16 protein-coding genes are annotated in these 12817 nt (G+C 70.1%); 9 read left to right on the top strand and 7 right to left on the bottom strand.

The genetic code is table 11. From position 1 onward, the window contains the following. Positions 1–125 precede the first annotated feature (125 nt). A complete protein-coding gene (locus ACYVK3_RS20280) occupies positions 126–968 on the top strand; it encodes a hypothetical protein (RefSeq protein WP_460499166.1) in 843 nt (280 codons plus the stop codon). Positions 969–1000: 32 nt separating this feature from the next. Then, the gene (locus ACYVK3_RS20275) at positions 1001–1501 is read left to right on the top strand and encodes a hypothetical protein (protein ID WP_460499165.1); all 501 of its coding nucleotides are present in this window, start codon (positions 1001–1003) and stop codon (positions 1499–1501) included. A 10-nt stretch (positions 1502–1511) separates the two neighbouring features. Here ACYVK3_RS20275 and ACYVK3_RS20270 read toward each other — a convergent pair whose 3' ends face one another. Both ACYVK3_RS20270 and ACYVK3_RS20265 read right to left on the bottom strand, forming a co-directional pair. Beyond that, complete coding sequence (locus ACYVK3_RS20270; RefSeq protein WP_460499164.1) at positions 1512–2621, bottom strand: PP2C family protein-serine/threonine phosphatase; 1110 nt, start codon at positions 2619–2621, stop codon at positions 1512–1514. A 47-nt stretch (positions 2622–2668) separates the two neighbouring features. Continuing rightward, on the bottom strand, positions 2669–2872 hold the full coding sequence (locus ACYVK3_RS20265) for a hypothetical protein (RefSeq protein WP_460499163.1): 204 nt from the start codon (positions 2870–2872) through the stop codon (positions 2669–2671). A 330-nt stretch (positions 2873–3202) separates the two neighbouring features. Here ACYVK3_RS20265 and ACYVK3_RS20260 point away from each other — a divergent pair, with 330 nt between their 5' ends. From ACYVK3_RS20260 to ACYVK3_RS20245, 4 genes are all read left to right on the top strand, one after another. Then, positions 3203–3949 (top strand): SDR family NAD(P)-dependent oxidoreductase, encoded by a 747-nt coding sequence (locus tag ACYVK3_RS20260; RefSeq protein ID WP_460499162.1) that lies wholly within the window; start codon positions 3203–3205, stop codon positions 3947–3949. Continuing rightward, positions 3950–5158 (top strand): metallophosphoesterase, encoded by a 1209-nt coding sequence (locus ACYVK3_RS20255; RefSeq protein ID WP_460499161.1) that lies wholly within the window; start codon positions 3950–3952, stop codon positions 5156–5158. It abuts the gene before it with no gap. Between the two features lie 56 nt (positions 5159–5214). Next, the gene (locus ACYVK3_RS20250) at positions 5215–5919 is read left to right on the top strand and encodes an alpha/beta fold hydrolase (protein WP_460499160.1); all 705 of its coding nucleotides are present in this window, start codon (positions 5215–5217) and stop codon (positions 5917–5919) included. 62 nt (positions 5920–5981) lie between these two features. Continuing rightward, the gene (locus tag ACYVK3_RS20245) at positions 5982–6797 is read left to right on the top strand and encodes an isocitrate lyase/PEP mutase family protein (protein WP_460499159.1); all 816 of its coding nucleotides are present in this window, start codon (positions 5982–5984) and stop codon (positions 6795–6797) included. Between the two features lie 217 nt (positions 6798–7014). Here the strand turns inward: ACYVK3_RS20245 and ACYVK3_RS20240 are convergent, their stop codons facing one another. From ACYVK3_RS20240 to ACYVK3_RS20225, 4 genes are all read right to left on the bottom strand, one after another. Further along, on the bottom strand, positions 7015–7500 hold the full coding sequence (locus ACYVK3_RS20240; RefSeq protein ID WP_460499158.1) for a PaaI family thioesterase: 486 nt from the start codon (positions 7498–7500) through the stop codon (positions 7015–7017). 31 nt (positions 7501–7531) lie between these two features. Further along, entirely contained in the window at positions 7532–8167 is a 636-nt protein-coding gene (locus ACYVK3_RS20235; protein ID WP_460499157.1) for a LysE family translocator, read from the bottom strand. A 180-nt stretch (positions 8168–8347) separates the two neighbouring features. Beyond that, positions 8348–8659 carry an IPT/TIG domain-containing protein gene (locus tag ACYVK3_RS20230; RefSeq protein WP_460499156.1) on the bottom strand — a complete coding sequence of 104 codons (312 nt, stop codon included), beginning with the start codon at positions 8657–8659 and terminating at the stop codon, positions 8348–8350. Positions 8660–8804: 145 nt separating this feature from the next. Beyond that, a complete protein-coding gene (locus ACYVK3_RS20225) occupies positions 8805–9557 on the bottom strand; it encodes a GNAT family N-acetyltransferase (protein ID WP_460499155.1) in 753 nt (250 codons plus the stop codon). A 24-nt stretch (positions 9558–9581) separates the two neighbouring features. Here ACYVK3_RS20225 and ACYVK3_RS20220 point away from each other — a divergent pair, with 24 nt between their 5' ends. Then, positions 9582–9992, top strand: a complete 411-nt coding sequence (locus tag ACYVK3_RS20220) for a VOC family protein (RefSeq protein WP_460499154.1) — start codon at positions 9582–9584, stop codon at positions 9990–9992. A gap of 290 nt (positions 9993–10282) precedes the next feature. Beyond that, positions 10283–11266: an aldo/keto reductase gene (locus tag ACYVK3_RS20215; RefSeq protein ID WP_460499153.1), complete on the top strand. Its 984-nt coding sequence runs from the start codon at positions 10283–10285 to the stop codon at positions 11264–11266. Positions 11267–11290: 24 nt separating this feature from the next. Here ACYVK3_RS20215 and ACYVK3_RS20210 read toward each other — a convergent pair whose 3' ends face one another. After that, the gene (locus ACYVK3_RS20210; RefSeq protein ID WP_460499152.1) at positions 11291–11866 is read right to left on the bottom strand and encodes a TetR/AcrR family transcriptional regulator; all 576 of its coding nucleotides are present in this window, start codon (positions 11864–11866) and stop codon (positions 11291–11293) included. Positions 11867–11956: 90 nt separating this feature from the next. Between ACYVK3_RS20210 and ACYVK3_RS20205 the strand changes: the two genes are divergently transcribed. After that, complete coding sequence (locus ACYVK3_RS20205) at positions 11957–12799, top strand: alpha/beta fold hydrolase (protein ID WP_460499151.1); 843 nt, start codon at positions 11957–11959, stop codon at positions 12797–12799. Positions 12800–12817 lie beyond the last annotated feature (18 nt).

Below are 12817 nucleotides of genomic sequence, written 5' to 3'. Positions count from 1 at the left end.
GACGGTCCACCCCTCGCCCGCGCGGACGCCCGCATCGCGCTTCGCCGCTGCACGGTGCGCTGCCGTCGCGAACCGACGTCCGGAACCGCTGTTCGGTCGAGTGGCCGATGTGTCTCCTCGCGCCATTGCCCGGCATGCCGAGCATGCGTCGCCATGCCGACACAATGCTTTCTGAAAGGCGTCCCGGCGCTTACCATTCCGTTCATCGCCCCTCCAGGAATGGAGCCGCCGTGGCCTCGATCGAAGACTTGGCAGCGCGGATTCGCGCTGCCCGAGAAACGATCGGCGAAGTCGGTGGCGGCCTCGCCCACTCCCGATCCAAGGCCGCCGAATTGCAGCGGCAGTTCAAGGCCCTGGGAGCGGAGGACAAGAGCGGTCAGGTCGCGAAGATCGACCTCCAAGTGGAGGAGCAGCAGGCCCGAGTCGCCCAGATCGTCAGGGACGCCGAGACGGCCCAAGCGCAAGCCGACGCGCTGCGTCGCGGCGAGGCCACAGGCGCCATTGGAAGCGCCGGTCCCGCTCCCGCGGTCCCCGTGGTGGTCCAGGGCCCCGCCGGCAATGGAATCCGGCCGCCTCACGCGAACCGACACCTGCTGACGAGGATTTCGGACCAATCGAGGGCCAAAGCCCAGAACACGGTGATCCTGCCGGCGGTCGATGTGGACGCCGATCTCGAATCCATCCGGAACGGTCGGGCCCGATGGCACCCGTCCACCGGTCGCTATGAGATCAACGGACGCTTCTGGGGCGTCAAGGCCAATGGCACCGTCTTTCCCGAATCCGGCGAGGGATTCGAGCGCCTCACACGGAACCAGTACAAGGCACTCAAGGCGCTGGTCGAGTGCGGGGGAGACATGGAGCGACGACCGAAGGAGCTGGCGCGCGATCCGCGTATTTCGGCCGCCGATTGGACCCGCGCGGCCTCGGTTCATCGGTACCATCCACAGAACGCCCGAGGGAAGAGCTGAATATGGATTATGTGATCAACTTTGACTCTTCGATGGCTCCCGCGCAGGTCAAGCAAGCGGCCGTCGCGCGGTGGAACCTCGATCCGGCGTCGGTGTTCGCCGGAGACCGGGCGGAGTGGCGCGCGTACTCCGATGCCTGGCCGACCGTATGGATCGTCGCGGGCGACCGACCCGCCTCGCAGTTCGACACCGAGTTCAACGCGGGGAAGGCATTCGCCGAGGAGATCGGGCGACCGACCGAATTGGAGGTCGCCACGATGCTCTGCCGCGATCTGGGTACGCGCGCCGTCGTCGATGAAGGAGGCCAGGCGTCGGACGTCTGGTATCTGGTGACCTCCGACGGCTGGCATGGGCGCGTCGTCGCCGACGACGACGCGCTCGACGAAGGAGTGTTCACGATCGCGTACGCCCTCCAGCAGGTCCCCAGCGAACCGGAGATCGAGGTGCGTGACCCCCCGGACTGGCAGCACGGCTGGTACGACGACGGGAAGGTCCCCGAATCCGGGTACCTCGAGGCGCCGCACCGGCGTTGAACGCCGCCTCTCACTCCGAGCCCCGATCGGCCCGCGGGCGGCCGGCGCGGGTGACCGCCAGCAGGCTCACGTCGTCGTCCAGCCTGACCGCGAAGCGCATCAGGTCGTCCCACACGAACGCGATCAGGTCTCCCGGCGTGGGCGGCACGACCAGGCCGTTGAGATGCTCGACGAGCTGGTAGTAACGCCCGTCGCCGTCGCGCGCCTCGCTCAGGCCGTCCGAATAGGCCAGCAGCATCTCGCCGGGCCGGAACGGCATCGCGGTCGCACGCGGCGGTCGCTCGTTCGCCTCGAGGCGCAGTCCCAGCACCGAGCTCGGCTTGAGGTCGACCTCCTCGACCCGCTCGCCGCGCAGCAGCAGCGGCGACGGGTGCCCGCACGAGAGCAGCCGCACATCGTCGGACTCGTCGCTGAACTCGGCCAGCAGCACTGAGGCGAACAGCTCAGGGATGTAGCCCTCGTCGGCGTCGATCACGATGCGCCGCTCCAGCCGCGCCGCGATGCCCTCGAGATCCGGCTCGTCGAGGATCGCCTCGTGGAACGCCGACAGCAGCGTCGCCGCGGTGCTCACCGCGGGCAGCCCGTGGCCCTGGACGTCCCCGAGGATCAACCGAGTGCCGAAGGGGCTGTTGCGGATGTCGAACAGGTCTCCACCGACGCGCGCCCCGCGCTGCGCCGAGTGGTACAGCCCCGCGCACGCCAGACCGCCGACCTGATCGGGCAGCTCGGGCAGGACCGCGCGCTGGGCGGCCTCGGCGACGCTCTCGACGGTGACCAGCCGGGACTGGAAGCGCTGGCGGACCCAGGCGAGTCCGACACTGACGGCGCAGACGACCACGACGGCGAAGACGTCCTCGCCGTCGACCCGGTCGGACTGGGGGATGGGCGCGGCGACCAGCGCGGCCACCACGACGGCGATGACGCCGGTCCAGACCGGGCCGAGCACGAACGCCGCCAGCAGCGGCACGATCGCCGTCGCGAATCCGACGTGGACCGGGTCGGGCGCCGACACCTGGAAGAGCGCCGTCAACAGCAGCGCGGCGATCGGCAGCAGGCGCACCCATCCGGGCACGACCGTGCCGGGCGTCAGGGCTTCATCGCTGAGGACCCGCGGACTCATGCACCGAGTCTAGGCGGGTCCGGGACGATCACCTGGGCGTTCGCCCATCAGGACTCGCCCGGGCGCCGCTCGTCGTAGGCGGCGCGGGCCTTGAGCACCTCGGGCATATGGTCCTGGAGGTGGTCGACGAGGCGGTAGAGCAGCTTGGTGGTCTCGGCGCCCATTCCGGTGAGGCGGTATTCGACCCGGGAGGGGTAGCCGTCGACTCGATCGCAGCGGGCCTGAACGGCGTCGACGCCTGAACGCCGCAAAGGACGCCGGCCCGCGAGAGCGGACCCTCGCGGGCCGTGGGTGTTTCAGCGGAAGTCATCCTCGGCGAGTCGCCCGACGAGACCGCGGCCTACGTTTCCTGCTTCGCCGGTTACCAGAACAGTCATGTCCACGAGCTTATGGACTTGCGGGCGCGATCGCATCGGACCGCGGTCGCGGTCCGCCTGGTCCGCAGGTCCTAAGACCGCCGCCCGTGGCCGAGCAGGTCGAGTCGTCCGCACGCCCCGCCTTCCACGATCGTCCCCGTGAGCGGCGACCGACGGGCCGCGCTAGAGTCGGCCCGAGCGATCGTCCGAGAGGGAGGTTCGACCATGACCCGCACAGCGGTGATCAGCGGCGGAGGGACCGGCATCGGCTACGCCGTCGCCGAACGGCTCGTCGCCGACGGCGACCGGGTCGTCATCACCGGCCGCCGAGCGGACGTCCTGCGCGCCTCGGCCGAGAGCCTCGGCGAAGGCGCCGCCTACATCGCGGCCGACCTCACCGAGCCGGACGGCGGGCGCCGCGTGGCCGACTTCCTCGCCGACGAGTACGGCGGCGTGGACATCGTCGCCGCCTGCGCCGGCGGCAACATCGAGATCCAGGCGCCACAGCAGTCCAACGAGGGCCTCGATGGCACCTCCTGGAATTGGACCGAGAACTTCAAGCTCAACGTCATGACCGCGGTCCACCTCGTCGAGGCGGTCAGGCCGATCATCGCCGACGACGGACGCGTCCTGCTGTTCAGCTCCATCGCGGCCTACCGCGGCTCCGGCTCGGGCAGCTATGCCGCCTCCAAGGCCGCGCTGCACCCCTACGCGATCGACCTGTCGTCGCAGCTCGGCTCTCGCGGCGTCACCGCCAACGTGATCGCGCCGGGCTACATCGAGGCCACCGAGTTCTTCGCCGACCTCATGACCGAGCAGCGCCGCACGGCCCTGATCGCCCAGACCGACAACGCGCGCGCGGGCACCCCGGCCGACGTCGCCGCGCTCGCGCACTGGCTCGCCGCGCCCGAGGCCGGCCACGTCACCGCCCAGATCGTCCAGGTCAACGGTGGCGCCTTGGCCGGCCGATAGATGGAGGTCTTCTGGTTCGCCGTCCGTCTGCTCGCCGTCACCGTCGGCTTCACCGCGCTCCACGCCTACGTGTGGTGGCGGCTGGTGCACGGCACCACCGCGCCGGGCTCGCGCCGGCGGCCCGTCGGCGCCGTGGCGCTGGCCGTAATGGCCGCGCTCGGGCTCGCGGCCAGGTTCCTCGTCCCCTCCGACATGCCGCTGTGGATCCAGCAGGCGATCGGCTGGCCGGGGTGGATCTGGTTCGGCGTGTTCACCTACCTCTTCGGACTCCTGGCCGTCGCCGAACCGCTGCGATGGTGGCTGCTGCGGCGGCGCGCCAAGGCGGGCTCGGACGAACCGGAGCCGGAACATCCTGAGCCGGACGAAGCCGGGCCGACCCGCCGCGTCGTCGTCTCCCGTGCGATCGGCATCGGCGCGGCGGCGCTGACCGGCGCGACCGTCGGCTACGGCCTCGCCGAGTCCTACCGCACGCCCGCCTTGAAGCCCGTCTCGGTGCCCCTCCCGCGGCTCGGCCGCGCATTCGACGGCTACCGCATCGCCGTCATCGGCGACACCCACTTCTCGCCCCTCCGCGGGAGCGGCTACTGCCGCAGCGTCGTCGACCAGATCGACCGCGCCCAGCCCGACCTCATCGCCTTCGTCGGCGACCTCGCCAGCGGCGAGCCCGACCGGCTGCGGGAGGCCACCGAGCCGCTCGCCGGACTCACCGCCCGCGACGGCGCCTACTTCGTGGCCGGCAACGGCGAGCACTACTTCGGCGCCGACGAATGGTACGAACGCGTCGAAGAACTCGGCATGACCCCGCTGCCGAACACCCGCGTCGAACTGCCCGGCTTCGACCTCGCCGGCGTCAACGACCTCATCGTCGACGAGCTGGACATCGCGGGCGAGACCGGCCCCGACCTCGAGGCCGCGCTGGGCGACCGCGACCCCGAGCGCGCATCGGTCCTCATGGCCCACCAGCCCAACATCATCGAGCAGGCCGTGGACTGGGACGTCGACCTCCAACTGTCCGGCCACACCCACGGCGGCCAGATGTGGCCGATCCACCTCCTCAGCCGGATGCGCAATATCCAGCTCGGCGGCATGGAGCGCTACGGCGGCACGCGGCTGTACGTCACCAACGGCGCCGGCACGAACGGCCCCCCGCTGCGCGTCGGCGCGAGCTCGGACATCACCGTGATGACCCTGCGCTCGCCTGAAGCGTGAGCCCCGAGAGCGCCGACTCCCGGCGAATGTCGGTGCCGTCCTCTACCGTCGTGGGCATGGACATCATCATGATCCCCGGCTTCTGGCTCGACGGCTCCTCCTGGAGCGCGGTCACGCCTCCCCTCGAGCAGGCGGGCCACCGCGTCCGGTCGCTGACCTTGCCGGGCAAGGAATCGAAAGACGCCGACCGCAGCGGCATCGGCCTGCGCGACCACGTGGACTTCGTGATCGCCGCGATCGACGAGGCCGCCGAACCGGTCGTCCTCGTCGGCCACTCCGGCGGCGGCATGATCGCGCAGATGGCCAGCGACGCCAGGCCCGACAAGATCGCCCGCGTCGTCTACGTCGACAGCGCGCCGATGCCCGAGGGATCGGTCGTCAACGACGAGATCCCCGAGGTCGACGGCGAGCTCCCGCTGCCGGACTGGGGCTTCTTCGAGGAGGGGGATCTGGTCGACCTCGACGACGAACTGCGCGAGCAGTTCCGCTCCCGCGCGATCCCCGAGCCCAAGGGCGTCGCCTACGACCGCAGCGTCTTCACCTCCGAGCGGCGCCGCGAAGTGCCGAGCACGGTCATCTGCTGCGAGTTCCCCAGCAAGATGATCCGCGAGTGGATCGAGCAAGAGGCTCCGTTCGTCCGCGAACTCGCCGCGATGAAGGACATCGAGTACATCGACCTGCCCACCGGCCACTGGCCCCAGTTCACCCGGCCCGCCGAGCTCGGCGAGGCGATCCTGGCCGCGATCGTCGCCCGCACCTGATGACCCCGTTCTTGTCGCATTCTGGCCAGTCGCGGCCCGCCGCATCTGGTTGAGTGGGCGGCATGACGATCAACGAGAAAGCCGCCCGATTCCGGGCGCTCCACACGACTCCCGCTCTCAGGCTCGTCAACTGCTGGGACGCCGGCAGCGCGGCGGTCATCGAAGCGGCGGGCGCCCCGGCAGTCGCCACCGCGAGCGCCGGCGTCAACTGGAGCCTCGGATACCCCGACGGCGGCGCGGTCGACCGCGCCGCCGCGCTCGCGGCGATCGCGCGCATCGCCAGGGCGGTGAGCGTGCCGGTCACCGCCGACATCGAATCCGGCTACGGCGAGACCCCGAGCGACGTCGCCGAGACCGCGGCGGCCGTGGTCGAGGCGGGCGTCGTCGGCGTCAACATCGAGGACGCCGCCGAGACCGACGCGGCACCGCTGCGCGAGACCGCCGACCAGGCCGAGCGGATCGCCGCCGTCCGCGCCGCGACCGGATCCGAGCTGTACATCAACGCGCGCGTCGACACCTATCTCCTCGGCGTCGGCGAGGAGGCCGGTCGGCTCGAGGCGACCGTCGCGCGGGCCAAGGCCTACCTGGAGGCCGGAGCGAGCGGCATCTTCGTGCCGGGCGTGACCGACGCCGGGACCATCGCCGCGCTCGTCGAGGCCATTGCGGCACCGCTCAACGTCATGGCCGGACCTGGATCCCTCGCACCGTCCGAACTGGACAAACTTGGTGTGGCCCGGATCAGCACCGGCCCGGGCGTCACCGCGGCCGCCTATGCGCTGGCGCGGCGCGCGACGATCGGCCTGCTCGAAGACGACTCGTACGACGCGTTGGGCGACGGCGTCGACTACGGCACCATGAACGGCATGCTCCGCGCCTAGGCCCCCTCCGCCGGGGGACCGCACTCGCCCCGCCCAGGGAGGTACGGCCGGGCGATCGCTTCGACACTGGCGGCATGAAGCCGTATCGAGCCCGCGAACGTCCGGCCGCGACGCTCCGAGTGGGGGAACCGGTGCGAGGCGCCCGCGATGTGCCGGCGATGTCCAGACCCCGCTTCTGGATCGCCTCCGCCGTGATGATGGAGACCGGCTTCATCCCCTATGTCGACTCGATCGAGGCGTTCTGCGGCGGTGCGTCGCGCAGCATGCAGGTGAGCCGCGCGGTGCACACGCGGCGGCCGTCCTCGTCGGAGACGGTGATCTCGTATGTGGCCGTGGAGCGGCCCCGGTGGAGCGGGACGGCCTCGCCGGTGACCGCGCCCGACCGGACGGCCCGATGGTGGGTCGCGTTCAGGTCCACGCCGACGGCGATCCTCCGCGGCCCGCCGTGGAGCATCGCGCCGATCGTGCCGAGTGTCTCGGCCAGGACGGCGGAGGCACCGCCGTGGAGGAGCCCGTACGGCTGTGTGTTGCCCTCGACCGGCATCGTCCCGGTGACGCGATCGGGCTCGGCGTGGAGGATCTCGATCCCCATCCGGTCGCCCAGCGTGCCGCCCGAGAACAGCGCTTCGAGGTCGATGCCGAGCCCGGCGAACTCCTCGAGGACCTCGGGGGAGAAGATGCTGCCGCGTGGAATGTTGCTCATGTCAAGCGCTCCGATCCTGTTCCCGCCTAGCTTAGGCTCGCTCGCCGGCGGCCGCAGCGATGCCGAGCCCGATGAGCGAACCGCCGCCGACCCGGGCGAGCACTCGCTTGGGCCGAGGCGCGTTGAGCATGTCGCGTGCGGCGGAGGCCGCCAGGCCCCACGTCGAGTCGCACACCGCGGCCAGCGCCGCGAAGATCCCGCCGAGCACGAGCATCTGGAGCATGGCCGAGCCGGTTTCGGGGTTCACGAACTGCGGCAGGATCGCCAGGAAGAACAGGATCGCCTTGGGGTTGAGCACGCCCACCAGGAAGCCCTCGAACAGCGGCAGCGCCGTGCGCCGCGGCCCCGTCTCCGCCGCCTCGGGCACCCGCAGCATGCCCTTGCGGTCGCGCAAGGCCTTGACGCCCAGATAGATCAGATACGCCGCACCGGCGTACTTCACGATGCCGTAGGCCAGCGTCGACTGCTGGATGACCGCGCCGAGGCCGACGGCGACCAGCGCGGCGGCGGTGAATGCCCCGACGCAGTTTCCGAGCGCGGTGAGCACGGCCTTGCGGCGCCCGTAGGCGAGCGCGCGGCCGACGATGAACATGACGCTCGGGCCGGGAATGAGAATGATGACGAGCGAGGCGACGATGAACGCCAGCAGTTGACCACCGGAAGGCATGCTCGCATCCAACCACCGTCAACGCCCGAGGTCAACCGTGTTCCTCTACGCCTCGAGCGCCCGCGACACCCGCTTGCTCCGATACGCTCCCAGGACTCCCGCGGCCCCTCGGCGGGACGAGCAGACACAGCCACCCGCGTCCCATCGGACATGAGTGGCTGTGGCCGTTGGAGTCCCAGTTCAGGACTGGACGGTGAAGCTGAGCGCGTTGCTCTCCCCGCCGTCGTTGGACACCCGGATCTGTCCGTTGCCGGTGGGAAGTCGCCTAGGGACGCGCACCTTCAGGCCGTTGTCGTCCGAGTGGTGGACGATCTCGGCGGTTTCGGAATCGTGCCCGACCGTAATGGTGCATTTGGCCACCGATGCCAGGTGACCGCCCCTGATGGTGATGGTGTCACCGGCCTTGCCGTAGTCAGGCGTCACCTCATTGAGGTTCGGCGCCGGAAAGGTGTACTCTTCCTCGGCTATCGGCTTCTGCTGTGAAATTGCCATCTTCTACCCCCGTGATGGATGGCGGACTCTGGGCGATCCGCAGAGTCGTTCACATCGAAGTCTGAGGGATGCGGAAGTCGGCGTGGCCGGATTCAGGATGCTGGAGCTGTCGGAAGGTCGACACAACGACCTGGCGCTGGGGTCCTCAGCCCGGCCGCAGCCGGTAGTGGTAGGCGCCGACCTCGGCGAAACCCGCCCGCTCGTACAGGCGCATCGCGGCGAAGTTGTCGCTCTCCACCTGGAGGAACATCCATTCCGCCCCGTTTGCGCCGGCCCAGTCGGCCAGCGCCGCAAGCACACTGCGCGCCGCGCCCTTCCCTCGTGCCGGTGGTGGCGTCGCCATGCCGTACACGCCCGCCCAACCGTCGTCGGCCACCGCGCGACCCACCGCGACGGCCTGGTCGCCGGCGAACGCCCTGGCGTAGCCTGACGGCGCCGCGACGCGCCCGAGGAGATCCCACTCGGCTCCGACATCGCCGCTCGTGCCGTGCACGCCGAGCCACGTGTCGAACCATTCGCGGCGCAAGCGGTCCTCCACCGTAGCGCGCAACGGGCTCGGCCCGAGTCGTTCCCGGACCGCTGCCGTCGGCGACGCCCGCAAGGAGATCGGCCCGGATCGGCGATAGCCGCGATCGTCGAGCAGCGCGTCGAGCCCCTCGGCGCACACCCCCGGCGTGATCTGGAAGCGGGTGCGCTCGCCGCGGTCGGCGTAGAACCGTTCGGCCGCAGCGACGCTCGACTCCAAGTCTTCGACGCCGCCGTGGGGGAGCACCGTGCCGACCCACCACGAGCAGCGCGGCGCGTGGCGCAGCAACCACCCTCCGGCGGTCTCCACGCGCTCGGCCGGCATGGCCCTGGCCGCCCGTTCCTGCAATGCCTTGATCGTCTGCGCTTCCATGCCGCACAAGATTATGCTCGGGAAATGGACACACCGAACCTCACAGTGACAGCGGTGACCGTCATGACCCCCGATCCGCGAGCCACGGCCGCTTTCTATTCGCGGCTGCTCGACCGGCCGATCAGTGCGGTCGAGGGCCCGGCACCGGGCGAACCCGAAGAGGCCGGCTGGGTGCTGGTCCGCGCCCCCGAAGGCAGCGGCGAGACGACGCTGAACTTCGAGTACGAGCGCGAATGGCGGCCGCCGGCATGGCCGGCGGAGCCGGGACGGCAGACGGCCACGCAGCACCTCGACATCCGCGTGCGGGATCTCGAGGCGGCCGTCGAGCAGGCCCTCGCTGCGGGCGCGCGGCTGGCGCCGTTCCAGCCGCAGGACGACGTCCGCGTCATGTTCGATCCGGTCGGCCACCCGTTCTGCCTGTTCGTCCAGGATTGACGCGGTCAGACGGCGACGACCTGGAGACCTGGCCGTCCTCGGCGAGAGCCTTGAACTCCAGGGCGTTCCCGGTCGCATCGAGCAGGGACATCGTGTGGAAGTCCCGAACGGTCGGGGTCAGTTTGAAGTGGGGGAGGGGCACGTCGTGGCCGTCGACCGGGCTGTGGATGTGCTCGGAGCCGCTGGCGGCCGAGCGCGTGACGAACTGGTGGCCCCTGATGCTCCAGCCAACCGATGTGTCGGCGTAGCGCCTTGACCTGGAGTGCGCTCCAAGTCTTAGCGTGGGTCCCATGATGCGACGAACACTAGGAAAGTCCGGGATCGAAGTCAGCGCCGTCGGCATGGGCTGCTGGGCGATCGGCGGGCCCTTCTACGCCGGGGACGAGCCGGTCGGCTGGGGCGAGGTCGACGACGAGGAGTCGATCCGCGCCGTCCACCGCGCGCTCGAACTCGGCGTGGACTTCTTCGACACCGCCGACGTCTACGGCGCCGGCCACAGCGAGCGCGTCCTCGCCCGCGCCCTGGCCGGTCGCCGCGAGCAGGTCGTCATCGCGACCAAGTGGGGCAACCGCTTCGACGAGGGCACCAAGACCATCACCGGTGCCGGTGACGACCCCGATCACCTGCGCGAGGCCGTGACCGCCTCGCTGCGACGACTCGACACCGACTACATCGACCTCTACCAGCTCCACCTGGGCGACCTCGCCATCGACAAGGCCGCCGAACTGCTCGGCGTCCTTGAGGAACTGGTCGCGGAGGGCAAGATCCGCTGGTACGGCTGGAGCACCGACTTCCCCGACCGGGCCGAGGCGTGGGGGACCGGCGGCGAGCACTGCACCGCGATCCAGCACGACTTCTCCCTGATGCGCGGCGAAAGGCCCGAGGTCCTGGAGGTCTGCGAGCGCCTCGGGCTCGCGAGCGTCAACCGCGGGCCGCTCGCCATGGGCCTCTTGACCGGCAAGTACGGCGCGGACACCCGTGTCGGGCCGAAGGACGTGCGCGGCAGCGGCGTGCCGTGGATGGTGCTGTTCAAGGACGGCAGGCCCGCGCCCGAATACCTCGCCCGCCTCGAGGCCGTCCGCGAGGTCCTCACCGCCGACGGGCGCACCCTCGCTCAGGGCGCACTCGGCTGGCTGTGGGCCGTCAGCGACGCGACGATCCCGATCCCCGGCTGCCGCACCGTCACCCAGGTCGAGGAGAACGCCGGCTCGCTCCAGAAGGGACCGCTCACCCGAGAGCAGGTCAAGGAGATCGCAACGCTGCTCGAGGCTTGATCCGTCCGCGTGGGCCGGACCGGCTCACGCGGACGCCCGCTGCTCGCCGGAAGCGTCGAGCAGCGTCTCCGCCGCCGCGCGCGCTTGCGCGGCGGTCTGCGGGCCGCCCGCGATCGCGGCCGCCGTCTGGGCGCCCTCGACGAGGATCGTGATCTGCTCGGCGACCGCCTCCGGAGCGCCGATCTCGCGCACCAGGTCGGCGACGTAGTCGGCGAACGCCTGCTTCTGCTCGCGCACGGCCCGCGTCACGCCCGACGAGGCCGCGCTGAGCTCGCCGAAGACGTTGATGAACGCGCAGCCGTGGAAGTCGGGTTCGCGGAACCAGGCGTCCAGGAAGTCGAAGATCGACAGCAGCTTTTCACGCGCCGTTCGCGCATTCTCAGCGCTGGCGGCTATGCCCGTGTTCCACTGTTCCCGACGGTGCTCCAGTACCGCGACGATGAGGTCGTCCTTCGAGGGGAACAACGAATAGATGCGCTTGAGCGAGACCCCGGCCTCGCCGCGCACCGCGTCCATTCCCACCGCCTGGACGCCTCGTGTGTAGAACAACCGGTCAGCGGCGCCCACGACCCGGCTCCGGGCTTCCGTGGCGTCCATCATAGTCAAACTCCTTGCGCTGAGAACGATCGTTCTCTATCGTAGACCATACACCGGAGAACGATCGTTCTCCTAACTGAAAGGATCATCGTCATGGCCGCCATCACCGTCGGAGCCGAGAACAGCACTCCCGTCGAGCTCTACTACGAAGACCACGGCGCCGGGCAGCCGGTCGTCCTCATTCACGGCTACCCGCTCACCGGCCACAGCTGGGAACTCCAGTCCCGGGAACTCATCGACGCCGGCTACCGCGTCATCACCTACGACCGCCGCGGCTTCGGCCAGTCGAGCAAGGTCGGCGAGGGCTACGACTACGACACCTTCGCCGCCGATCTCAACACGCTGCTGGAGACCCTCGACCTGCGCGATGTCATCCTGGTCGGCTTCTCCATGGGCACCGGCGAACTCGCCCGCTATGTCAAGAACCACGGCCACGAGCGCGTCGCCAAGCTCGCCTTCCTCGCCTCGCTCGAGCCCTTCCTCGTCCGGCGCGAGGACAACCCCGAAGGCGTCCCGCGCGAGGTCTTCGACGGCATCGAGCAGGCGGCCCGAAGCGACCGCTACGCCTGGTTCACCCAGTTCTACCAGGACTTCTACAACCTTGACGAAACCCTTGGCAGCAGGATCAGCCAGGAGGTCGTCACCGCGAACTGGAACACCGCCACCGTCTCGGCGCCCGTCGCCGCGTACGCGGTGGTGTCCAGCTGGATCGAGGACTTCCGCGACGACGTCGCCGCGGTCCGCGCCTCGGGCAAGCCCTCGCTCATCCTGCACGGCACCAAGGACAACATCCTGCCGATCGACGTCACCGGCCGGCGCTTCCACAATGCCTTCCCTGAGGCGGAGTACGTCGAGGTCGAAGGCGCCCCGCACGGCCTGCTGTGGACGCACGCCGCCGAGGTCAACAAGGCCCTGCTCGGTTTCGTCCGCGGCTGAGCGAGAACCGACCGCGGG

The organism is Glycomyces tarimensis (assembly GCF_054776215.1).
This window is presented reverse-complemented; position numbering and strand designations above follow the sequence as displayed.